This is a genomic window from Polynucleobacter sp. P1-05-14, assembly GCF_018881675.1.
Taxonomy (GTDB): domain Bacteria; phylum Pseudomonadota; class Gammaproteobacteria; order Burkholderiales; family Burkholderiaceae; genus Polynucleobacter.
This window is the reverse complement of the sequence record NZ_JACVPV010000004.1, coordinates 24,307-35,880: the sequence shown is the minus strand read 5'-3', so window position 1 is coordinate 35,880 and position 11,574 is coordinate 24,307. Positions and strand designations below refer to the sequence as shown.

General features: G+C 42.3%; 10 protein-coding genes. All 10 read right to left on the bottom strand.

What is annotated here, in order from left to right; genetic code table 11:
- Window positions 1–176: 176 nt before the first annotated feature.
- Window positions 177–1,079 carry a hypothetical protein gene (locus tag ICN37_RS02860; RefSeq protein WP_216154697.1) on the bottom strand — a complete coding sequence of 301 codons (903 nt, stop codon included), beginning with the start codon at window positions 1,077–1,079 and terminating at the stop codon, window positions 177–179.
- A gap of 3 nt (window positions 1,080–1,082) precedes the next feature.
- The gene (locus tag ICN37_RS02855) at window positions 1,083–2,111 is read right to left on the bottom strand and encodes a MarR family transcriptional regulator (RefSeq protein ID WP_216154695.1); all 1,029 of its coding nucleotides are present in this window, start codon (window positions 2,109–2,111) and stop codon (window positions 1,083–1,085) included.
- Window positions 2,112–2,636: 525 nt separating this feature from the next.
- The gene (locus tag ICN37_RS02850) at window positions 2,637–4,277 is read right to left on the bottom strand and encodes a peptidylprolyl isomerase (RefSeq protein WP_216154693.1); all 1,641 of its coding nucleotides are present in this window, start codon (window positions 4,275–4,277) and stop codon (window positions 2,637–2,639) included.
- A 309-nt stretch (window positions 4,278–4,586) separates the two neighbouring features.
- Window positions 4,587–5,159, bottom strand: coding sequence for a hypothetical protein (locus tag ICN37_RS02845; protein WP_216154691.1), 573 nt, complete (start codon window positions 5,157–5,159; stop codon window positions 4,587–4,589).
- A gap of 481 nt (window positions 5,160–5,640) precedes the next feature.
- Window positions 5,641–5,952, bottom strand: a complete 312-nt coding sequence (locus ICN37_RS02840) for a hypothetical protein (protein ID WP_216154689.1) — start codon at window positions 5,950–5,952, stop codon at window positions 5,641–5,643.
- A gap of 281 nt (window positions 5,953–6,233) precedes the next feature.
- Window positions 6,234–6,803 carry a hypothetical protein gene (locus ICN37_RS02835; RefSeq protein WP_216154687.1) on the bottom strand — a complete coding sequence of 190 codons (570 nt, stop codon included), beginning with the start codon at window positions 6,801–6,803 and terminating at the stop codon, window positions 6,234–6,236.
- A 256-nt stretch (window positions 6,804–7,059) separates the two neighbouring features.
- Complete coding sequence (locus tag ICN37_RS02830; RefSeq protein WP_216154685.1) at window positions 7,060–7,887, bottom strand: ParA family protein; 828 nt, start codon at window positions 7,885–7,887, stop codon at window positions 7,060–7,062.
- A 317-nt stretch (window positions 7,888–8,204) separates the two neighbouring features.
- Window positions 8,205–8,843: a hypothetical protein gene (locus tag ICN37_RS02825; protein WP_216154683.1), complete on the bottom strand. Its 639-nt coding sequence runs from the start codon at window positions 8,841–8,843 to the stop codon at window positions 8,205–8,207.
- Between the two features lie 195 nt (window positions 8,844–9,038).
- Window positions 9,039–9,596, bottom strand: a complete 558-nt coding sequence (locus ICN37_RS02820; protein ID WP_216154681.1) for a hypothetical protein — start codon at window positions 9,594–9,596, stop codon at window positions 9,039–9,041.
- 391 nt (window positions 9,597–9,987) lie between these two features.
- The gene (locus ICN37_RS02815; RefSeq protein WP_216154679.1) at window positions 9,988–11,478 is read right to left on the bottom strand and encodes a SurA N-terminal domain-containing protein; all 1,491 of its coding nucleotides are present in this window, start codon (window positions 11,476–11,478) and stop codon (window positions 9,988–9,990) included.
- Between the last annotated feature and the right edge of the window lie 96 nt (window positions 11,479–11,574).

The window sequence follows — 11,574 nt, the reverse complement described above, 5'->3', positions numbered from 1 at the left end:
GGCTAAGGCTAAAACTTAACTTTAGACGCCAAACTGAAGTTGAATGAATGAGGTAATTAAATCAATCTTAATTAAGATGATGACAGCAATATCATTTAAAGCAACCATTGATCACATGGGTATCTGGAGACCCTTCACCTCTTTGAGATGATTACTACATTACTAGATTTTTTCATCTATTGAACCATCACTTCAATTGGATCTACTACATCTGCCATAAACCGCATTGCGGTGAATCGCAATTGCTCAGCAGTCACACGATAATTTGCAAGCAAGCCTTCGTTACAGGTTTTCACGGCTTGATCAAAATCATTCTCTCTTGCTAACAATTCTCTTAGGCCAGTACCAGCTCGCAACGCGAGTTCATTTGCTTGCTCGGGAAATTTGATCTGCAATGCAGCTAACCATTCCTTAGGCCATAAACGAAGGTCTTCTTTATTTTCATTCATAAGATATGCTAGCGCCAATACTCTGCCTAAGTCTTTGTTGGAACGCTTAATATTGGTATCTCCAATTTTCTCAGTCCCAATGCTTGGATGATGTAATAGATTAGCTAGAGCCATCATCTGCGGCCTAGCTACAGATAATGCATGTCTTGTTTTAATAGGATCTATTTCAACCAAGCTTAAATACTTAAATCCACACAAAGCAAAATATCCATGCTTCGTTTTCACTTTTTCCATACTACGCATACTTCCCTGCATTAACTCTGCATTAGGTGAATTGAGCAACTCCAGAAACCATTTATCCTCCCCAGTTGGATGCAGTCTGACGAGTGGCAAATTTTCAATTTTGGTATCTTCATCATAAGATTGCGGATGTGCGCCAGTCAGTTTTAATTGCCACCCGTGCTCTATCAATTCTTCTGCAACTTTGCTAGCCAATACCTTGACACTAGCATTTGGCCATAGCATGCAATCCACATCCTTGGTTCTAATCCCGCCATGATGCAATATCTGTGAAAAATAATGTCCCGCAGCCAGACTACCAATCACAATGATATTTTCTCTGGAACCTTCTGGCAGTGCGTCGGCAACCTGCTTCAGAATATCGTTAGGTTGTAGATTGACTAAGGCCAAGATTTACCTCTGATCATGATTTGCAATTAAAGCTGTCAGCATATCATTGGCTTGATAATCTAAGCCACCATCATATAAGTTAGCCATACACTCAATGGGGTCGGCCAGTAAAAGTCCTTCAGGATCTCTGCTGAAAAAAGGCTTGGTGCGAGATAAAAAATGTACCACGACATCGGCTGGCTCGATCAAGCTATTCACTTGATGAAGCGCAGGATCTATTTTTTGAATAAATTCTAGACTGCTGTTTGCACTCCCATGAACTACCAAATCTAAGTATGGGCTACCAGTGATATCAAGCTTTGGATAATAGTAGTTTGCGCCAATGACGCCACCGATAGCCACATTTTCTAATGCGAGTTTTTTGAAGCGTTCTACCAAATCTTCTGTAGTGCGGGGCTGTCCAGACATATCTCTGAATCGAATAGATCCTCGCTCTCCACCGTCAATAGTCCAACGCTTCCACAAATTCTCAGGAAATCGTTTTAAGCTCACACGACGATCAGACTCTCTGATCATTAAACCCTCTGCCTCAAGTCGTTTGATAGTATTGAATACGGTTGGGTAACTTGCCCCACTTGCTTGACACAATGACTCCGTTGTTTGAGGCTCCCCTTGATGAAGCCACTGAAGAATGAGCAAATTCAACACCGTACTTCGATTGGTGCCTGGTAAACGTTTTCTGCTTAAAGCTGTTTGCTCCTGAATAAATTGCTTTAAGTCTTTTTGGGGAATATCACATCCAAACTCTGGGAATGAAATAAAACCTTTGCCCTGATCATGTAAAGCAAGAAATATTTTTTCAGCAATTGGGCTCGAGACGACTTGTTTGAATTCCTGTAACTCAGATTCCAGGCGCGCTGAGGTCAATTTGCTTTCAGTCAAAATACAGAGATAGCGTTTTTCTGGCTCAAGCTTGAGTGCGTATGCATAACTGAGCAAGATTGAACGCAAATCACGAACCGTAAAAATTCCTGACTTAACATTGACACGCCAGTCTTGCCAAGCAAAGTCAGAGCCAAGCGCTTTCTTCATTTTTTATTTTCATTTTTTTCATAGACTAAAGATTCATCTTAACATTAAGATGCATCTTTAGTCTATCGATTTGCATGGCTTTTTACTATGATCTAAAAGCTTATTTTGCTTTCCTGAAATTGAAAAATCGCTAGAAAACTCAATATTTACAAAAGTAATGCTATTTCTGGGGATAAAAAAGTGGCTGACCAGTCCATCTAGGGACTCCTGTTGTTAGACGGCAGCCCTTACTTTTGTGCGAGATGGCCTTTTAACAAGGGCATTGAGCTCAAAATGAATGCCTACATTTTCCTGGAACACGTGAATGACATGAAAAAAGTTTTCCATAGTCAAATTGCCCGATAAGGCAAACACAAGATGCAAACTTTTACTCGGTTTTTTTGACTTGGAGTGCAAATTTTATCAATTTTCTTTAGCATCTACGGTAGCAATATAAAAGTTAGCTACAAAACAAAATGTATAAAGAATGGCTACAGGGCATTATTAAAGAGTAATAACAGCCCCGATGCATCGTGCAAGAGACTACTAGGCGTGCACATCAAACCAAAACAATAAGCCTTGTATCACCAGAATAGCGATCAGGCCTAACCAGCCACTTTTGAGGCGTTGCTTGATTGGCGTAAAACGATAGCCTGCGAAGATCACTGCCGCCCCGCTGAGGATACCTGCGATCGCCAACATAGCAATTATCCGAATGCCAATCCCTGCGGGGGGATTTCTAAAGAAATCTAACAAGGGTAAACACATGACATACGTGATCAATAGTAAGAAGGGAATTACAATCAATCTTCTGATCAAGATGGTATGGCGCACATAGCTCGCATACTCTGGGTCCATTAATTCATCTAAGGACATATTGCTGGGCTTCTGGATGACCATACGTTGGCGATAAAACACAATCAGCGCCACTGGTGCCATCAGCACTAATGCAAAATACCAAATTGTCAAAACGTATGCAAAAACACTACTTGAGCCAGATTCAAACGCAACCGATACCTCCTGCGCGTGACTTGCATTTGCGCCACCTACCCCTGCATTTGCCAAATTGTCATTTGCTTCAGATGGGGTCAGAGACTGATCCACAATCTGAATATTCGCTTTAGCGCGCAGCTTATTGATCAGATCACGCGCCAAACGATTACGTAACTCATCTTGCGCGTATCCCTGAATTTTGGTGCTGGCTTCGGCCATAGTGATTGGATCGGGCAATACAGCCAATAACTTGAGCACTTCGATGCTGGTTTGATTGGTAACCAATTGGGTGTTGACAGTACCAGGCTTTAAGGCATTTAATTGCTTAAGCATTTCTGGAGTCAGTTCATCGCTTGAGCGCCAAACATCATTACGTGCAAACGAGAGTTTTTGAGATTGCAGACTGTTAATCAAGGTCCCTAAACTAGGATCTTGAGTAATCACCTGTTGTACTTGCGGCAAAGTCATTGTTGAATGAGCTTCTATCATGAGCTGCACAAAGTGATACTTTTGTCGCCCGGAGCTAAGCTCAGGATGTTTATTGAGATAGGCCTCAATCTTACGAAGATCCGGTTTTGGTAAATCGCTGAGTTGACTACTCAAGTAGTAATTAAATACTACTTGGCGCTTTAATCGCTCTAACTGTTTTGCAGCACGCGCATCTTTTGAGATGGAAGTTTGCTCAAATGCTGCTTGCGCCAGATATTCGTTTATCAAATCGTTTAATGCCTGTATGCGTACTTGCCGGATTACACGCGGGTCAGTAACGCCTTGCAAGTTGCGCGCCGTAATATCATCAATATCACTTTTGCTAATCACAATGCCATTGACGATCGCCACCACTTCTTCTGAAGTATTGACCCCATTTACGCCATTAACTCCAGTCACTACAGTATTTGCAGCCTTCGTAGATGCTGGTATTTGCGATGCGTTTGATGAAGCTTTAGAGGGTGCTGCTAATGCGGACATTGCAGACTTCGCCCCACTACCCTGGTCAGGTCCGGAGTTAGCGCCTAAATGAGCACTTTGATTCACGCTAGCATTGCTATTGCCAGCGTTGACTGCGTGCGTCAGCGTACTGGTAAAGCACCCAGTTGCCAGCAAGAGATGAAGAAAAAAACTATAAGAAATACAGGCTTGTCGTAGCCCGAACAATTGCGCAGGTATTGTGTGTAGTGTTCTAAAAAGTTTCACGAATAGCATTCTTAAGGCAATCTGCATTCTTTCCTAATTTCTTTTACGCAAAGTTTTATGCGTTCTTGGATAACCTTGCTTACTACAGTTCACTATACACTTTAGAAGCGTTGTGCCCACTTGTGCCCAGTTGCGTCCACTTGCAGACTGAATAAGCCTATTTCGCCTCATGTTACTGAGGCGTATGAAGCGTCACGAGCTAGCAATCATTCATCACCAGTCACTAGTGATTAGCTAATGGTGAATGATGATGATGATGAATGATTGATGGATGGATGGTGGGTGATGAGTTTCAAGCAATACGTTTTACTACGGATGATGGAACGTTTCCGTGCGCAAGGATCCGCTTTCTGAGGTATGTCGCCTTTTGCCAAAGAGCAAAAATAAACAGACCAATAAGAAGGCGACTTTAGGAGCAAGTGATCCGTCGATTTCGGGGGCTCCAGAGCTAAAGCTATAGCCCGGTGTGCCGACTATATTGGTACTTCCTCCATCAATGCGTCCAGTAAAGAATAGCACTGGATTATTTGGATCGGTAAAGTAGGTTGGGTAAGCGAATGCGTAGTGATAATAGCTTGAACCGCCCACATCAAAATTCATACTCAACACTGTCATGTTGGAACCTGAGTATGCACCAAAGTATTTTTGTCCGCCCTTAGAATAAGTGCCTACTGCGTTACTTACAATACCTGTTGGGCCTGGATCTTTCGACACGGGAACATTGTCTGAGGGGATATAGGTTGCACCATAGTAAGTGCCGCTGATAAAAGTACTGAGTAAACCATTACTGCCGGAAAAATATCCCGTAAAACTATCGCCCGCACCAGTACCTGTTTGGGTTGTAAAGGTGAAATACTCCACTTGCGCAAAGGCGTGAGGCACGTTGACACCGAAGAGTAATACAAACAAGCTTAGATTGATGCTCAGGCTGACTTGACGCAGAAAATAGCAAATCCCGCGCTGACAATTTGCGCCCCTGAATCCTATTAAGGCTCTACAGATTTCTGTACAGTCTCTCAAACTTTGAATACTAGACATCCCGTATGCATCCTTCAGTTTCATACAAATTTAGTTGAAATCAGTTTCTTAAAAACTACCCAAATCTCAAATCAATAGCGCCATCACTGGCATAGTCAGCAATCAGCGGAAAACACTTCACAAAATAAATTCATTATGATTTTTGGTGCTACTTATCTCATTTTAACCCCATGAACAGGTCTTTTTTAGACCTTATAAATACTTAATGGGAGTTTGCTAAACAAAAAGTGTTGGCATCAAATCAAAGGTCGCCCTAGTTGCTGAGGTACAGATATGCCGCAATAAATCAGCAATCTAGGTTAATGAAGCCATTTGATCCAATGGCTCATTGCTTTTTAAGTAGGTAATAAACAAAAACACCAATACCCAAGAGAAGCAGCAAAAAGATGTCAAAGGCCTTTGAACTCCAGGCCCAGATTCCAATCTGCACAATCCAAATACTAGCAATTAAGCCCAGTACAAAGCGCATCCAATAGGATTGCCTCAGATATACCAAGAAGCGATCACCAGGGCGATATAAATTGCGATGGCAGTGATGGCACATGCGTGGGATACGCTGATCCTCTAGCCGAATGGAGGCGCTGCAGAATGGGCAGACCAATGCACCATCGTGTGAATGACGCTTGGGAATTTTCATTAAACCTTTATAGCATTGAGATTGCATGCCATATCTTTAAGAGGCACCACAATAGAGCCTCAAAACTCTGCATCGGCAGGACAAGATGCTTTGCAGGTCTTGGTGAATTGATGGAGAGATGGTAATGAGCTACAGCGCAATGAAACTAGAGCACCACGAAACTACAACACTAAGAAACTACAACGCAATGAAACTACAGCAAAACTAGAGGATTGGGCTTCAGAAAAAACAAAGCCCGCCATGTGCAACACTGGCGGGCCTAGGTTTGAAGAAGAAAGTAGTTAAGCTGTAGCTAATTCGCTAGGTGCAGACTTCTTTCTACCAAACATTAAGAATAAGCAACCCAATAAGAATCCAACTTTAGGTGCGAGTGAGCCGTCGATTTCTGGGGCGCCTGCTACTTGGAATAGGTAAGAATTGGTATCTTGCGAACGGCTTGCACCACCAGTATTTGTAAAATATTCTTGAACCGTAACGCTAGTTGTGATGGGAATAGGTGCGGATTTAGTTACTAAAAGACCACTGACAGGGCTAGTTAGTCCGCTATAAAAAGATAACGCAATTGTATTTAACGAAGAGCCGCTCAAGGTACCAATATTATTAGAAGTTGTAGGTGTAACAGCGACACCGCCAACAGTACCGCTCACAAAATTTAAATTCTGTCCATCAGCTGTAGATAAGAGGAAAGAAAAATCATAGTTAGAGCCTGGGGGCGTAAGAGTGTTGTTGCTCACCGTACCTGTAGCAGAAAAATCATAATAGGTAGTTGTTGGTATCGCGTATGCAGATACAGAACAAACACATGCAGTAATTGCAAATGCTAGTGTTGAAATGAGTTTTTTGAAAATCATTATTTATTCTTTCGTTCTTTAACCGACTAAACCTACAAAGATCCTACTGAAAAGCTATATTTATGGTCTAAATATACCTTAGATTTCTGCTGATTTCAACATTATTGGTACAAATTTTGTTGTTTTAGTGAGATAAAAGAGGGTTGAAACACTTTACAAACTCTCTTTTTAGCAAAAATGGGCTTAAAAGCTCATATTTATTGGCCTGATTGAATAACAAAGGCAGAACAATCGTGAGGATTAAACTCAGGCCGCCCTACTTCTTGACTAAAAAATCGGGTATCCAGGAACGAATATCAGCCCTTTTTGCCTGCTTTTCCCGCTGTTGCTCAGCCCTGTATTTGTCCAAAATACTGATGTTTGCAGCCCGCTTGATGGCATGCTCGCTTTCGTGCAGGGCTTTTTTAGTCAAGATCTTGTCTGCAATGAGTTTGGCCACATAGCCGCCAAATGTGGAGAAATTTTTTGCAACCTCGGTATTGGTCGATACACACAGAAAGTCTTCATAAACAAAATCATCAATCGCCGGAATCCAAAATATTGGGGGTGCTACTGAGCACTGCTCTACGTTTTGTAAGTTCAAAAAGGTTTGCTCTGCCTGAAACTTTCGATCTACTCTACTAGGCACCATCAGGATATGTTGCCGACGGCTCTTAATCTGGTTGATGTGTTTTTGGATATATTCCAAGATGAAGATTTCAGAGCTGGCCATCTCAAATTTTGAAGTTGCGCTTGGTGTCAGAATGATGTCGTACTCCAACATAAATTCTGGTGACATGGCATACGTCCAGGTTAAATCGGAGATGCTGATGTCACACGCAACGGAAAACTTATTTAGGCATCGCCTAGCCTCAGCGAGTACTAAGGAGCCTGTATCTTCATAAGGCAAGTTAGCCTGGTGTACTTCGAGCCCAATATCTGGGGCCCGAGCAATCCATTTGGATGAAGAGGATTGCCGATCAAAATCGATCAGATTGACACGCACATTGTTCTGAATTGCCAAATAAGCAGCTAAATTGGCTGCAATAGTGCTCTTCCCAACCCCGCCCTTTTGGTTTGTTACGAGAACTTTAATTGCTTGCATAACTCAGTCTGACCTTGGGTTATCTAGGGTGTACCTAGATTTTATTAATGATAAAAAATGCTTACTGCAGTATTTTCTTGTTCAAAAACAATCACTTATTTGCTTATTTAAACCTATTGTTATAAAAATAGCAATGAGAATGAGCGTTGAGCGATAACCCAGCAATCGCCCTACGCCTATAGCCGCCCTCATCTCATCAAACATTGCAAGACGCCAATGTCCTTGTTAATAAGCAGGGTCAGCCTCTAAATAGCCAGGACATGCAACCAAAAGAAAGCCCACTGAAGTGGGCTAAATGAACTAAAGCGGTAGTCAGTTTAAGCGCTAATTAAGGGTTCTGGACTTGCTTTCTTACGTCCAAACATTAAAAATAAACAGCCCAGCAAAAAGCCGACCTTAGGGGCGAGAGAGCCATCGATTTCAGGGGCGCCGTTAGCGCTCCAACCCACATTAGACAGTGTTCCAGTAGCAATTGGGGTTGGAGGTGTTTGACCAAGAGAATAGAAGGCCTGAGCATCCGCCAAAGAATTGAACACATTAAAATCGCCCGAACCGGAATAATTACCCAGCCCAGCTGGACTTACCATATTTAAACCAACATATTGGCTGGTTGAATTTTGATAGATCATGGTTGAGCCTACAAAAGAAAATCCATTTAATCCAACTGCACCGAAGTAAGGGTAGCTTGCCCCTCCATTTATAGTGGAATATGGATAGGTTGCAACTGCTGGTGTGCCGTTGACTGTGAAATTGGCAACACTCACAAATGGGCTAATTGCATTTTCTGCTGGACCAAATACCTGAGATAAGTCAGCGGTAAATGTAGCTGTGATACTTCCGCCCGTACTTATGCTCGCACTAAAGTCATAATTGGTAAGCTGCGCTTGAGCAGCTCCTGCACTAAACCATGTGCTTATGGTGATCACTAGGGTTGCTAATATCTTTTTAAAATTCATGCTCGTCTCCAATCATTGGTTATTTAATATTCATTGATTATAGGTAATGCATCTGTAAATCAACGCTAAGCAATGAAGGTTAAAGACCCAAAAGATCAGCCCCTCGGTCAATTGATCTCATTTACTTCACTACGTACCTGATAGACAAAATAAAGCCCACCGAAGTGGGCTAAATGAATTAAAGCACTAGATGATTCAAGCGCTCAGTAAAGATTCTGTATTTTGCTTTTTGCGACCAAACATCAAGAACAAACAGCCTAGTAGGAATCCAACCTTAGGGGCTAGTGAGCCATCGATTTCAGGAGCACCTACAGAGTACCCCCCTGCAGGGGCGCTATTTGTATAGTACGCCCAAGTATAAGATGAACCTACATTTCCAATGGCCATCTCTGTGGTTTTCGTTGTTGTGTTGTAAGCATAACCACCTGCAAAACCGCCACTTTGGAAAGTGGTAAAGATGGGTCCATATTGGCTTGGGCCAGCTCCAGTGTTAGCTTGCGTAAAATTAAAATTCGTAGTGCCGAAATCATTGCCCACCAAACCTGCGATGTCTTGGGCTGCAGTTCCACCGATGATATTGAATACAACGCTACCAGATGGCGGACTGTTAAAAGTGCCATAGTAAGTTTGAATGTAATATGTGCGTCCGTTATAAACGACCGGGTCGTAAGGGACTGGCGTGACCGCATACGCTGAACTTAAAGTCAACAAAAAAGATAAAGCTAATGCGAAGGATGATAGTAATTTTTTCATTTTAATTTTTTAGGGATTAACTCTTGCAATCATACAAAAACACGAGCTGTAAGACAATTGATAAAAAATATTACGGGTGACAATAACAAATTTGTTGTTATTTTACACATTATTTCCGCCCGTGTAAAAAGTACAGCCTTACCCGCTTTTGTAACTAAATCCTGCTTTTAATGTTTCAAATTCTTTAGTGCTCGACCTAGTTCTCAGCATAAGACTGAGCCATCAATCCCCAGGCCTCTACTAAGCCATACTGGAACATACAATTTCATTGTCACCCCTCATGATGCTTTGATATCTGCATAATTTGGCACCAAATCAAATAGAAATGTAAATTGCCTAATTATTAGCCTTATGGCTAACCTCTCCATTATTCCCAATATCAGATCGAAATTTAAGCAATCAGCACAATTAAATGAACTGCAAACAATGTGCCAACCCCTGCCCAGCGCTTACTAAATAGGCGATGTAACGCAGGCAACTTCCAGCAAGCAATTATTACGGCAATTCCCGCCAAGATGCCTATAGAAGATAGTTTAATGAGCTTTTCCAGGGTAACCCACTCAGGCGTTTTATCAAATAGGCTATACAGAGGCCTACAAAACCACAAGGCCAAAAAACCGATAAAGAGGTATTGAATAAAAGGGGTGCGCCACATCGCAGCAATCTCTTCGCGAGCAATCTGCAAAAATGATTTTTTGATGTTTTTGCCTGAGTAAGCAACCTTTGGTCTAAATAGTTGCGATAGTCGTTTTTTGACAGGCACATGATTTGGATTGCGAGCAGGCAAAGCCCGGTAATAGGCAATCAGCGCTCCTAATGCCAAAATAGGTAGTGCAAAGCTCCAAATGACTCGGATTCTTTCCAAACGGGTAGCGACTTGCCCTTTGCTCGATATCCGCTGGAATACATCATATTGACCAGCCAAGGCTTGTTCGTAAATATCAATATTGGCTTTGGCTCTTAAATCTGCCAGAATATTTGTGGCGAGTTGGGTCTGTTTTTGCCCATTGATTTTACGAATGATCACGGGCTTAGCATCGTCATAACTTACCGGATCTGAATACACCCCAATGCTTTTGACAACTGCCAACCCCTTTTTATCGGAGCTGAGTTGAACGCGAGTACGACTCTCAGGCAATTCTTTTAGTATTCCCAGAAGACCTGGATTGATTTCATCGCCACTAAGCCAATTATTTGTACTACCGAAATTGACTTTGCGGGATTTAAGCAAATCTTTCAAAGCATCAAAGCCGGCACTGCCAATACTCAAAGTAGTCTCTACTTCGGCTTGACTCACCTTCCCGTCCAAAGGAATAGTCAGTACGAGATAGTGATAGATTTTGCGCTTGGCATAAAAATCTGGGTTATCTCGATAAATTTGACTAATTACTTGTTCATTGGGGTCAGGCAACTCCCCAATACGGGATTTCATGTACTCTAAATTCAATGCCGATTGAATTACCTTTTGCGCCCGATTCTGCCAATCAGGATTTGCTTTTGGATCAATCTGCGCGATAGCCTGCTCTACTAGCACTTGATTGATTAGACTGGTAAGCACCTGGGTTTTGATTCGTATGCGTGCGTCTGGATCGCTAATACCCTGAAGGTTATTTGCTGCAGCCTCATCAACTTGGGCACGGGTTATCTTTTGTTGATTGACTGTAGCGACAACCTCATTCGCTCCAAGCTTGTTTTCTCCCTGAGGACTTGCTTCCTTTTCTGTCTGCAAAACTGCTTGGGACGATGGGTTTAGATTGCTTTGAGAAGAAATTGCAGATTGCGCTGAGGCTTGCGAAGGGACTTGGGTCGCAGTTTGAGCACCTACTGGGTCCACGCAGACAAGCGCTGCAAGCAATACACTTGCCAAGAAGCAAAAGGGCATGCACCTCAATGGCACATGTCTTGCTAATCGAATACTCCGTAATTTCACTTGCAGTGTCTCTATTGTCTAACTCTTTGTGAACTCTCTTGGCCTCTC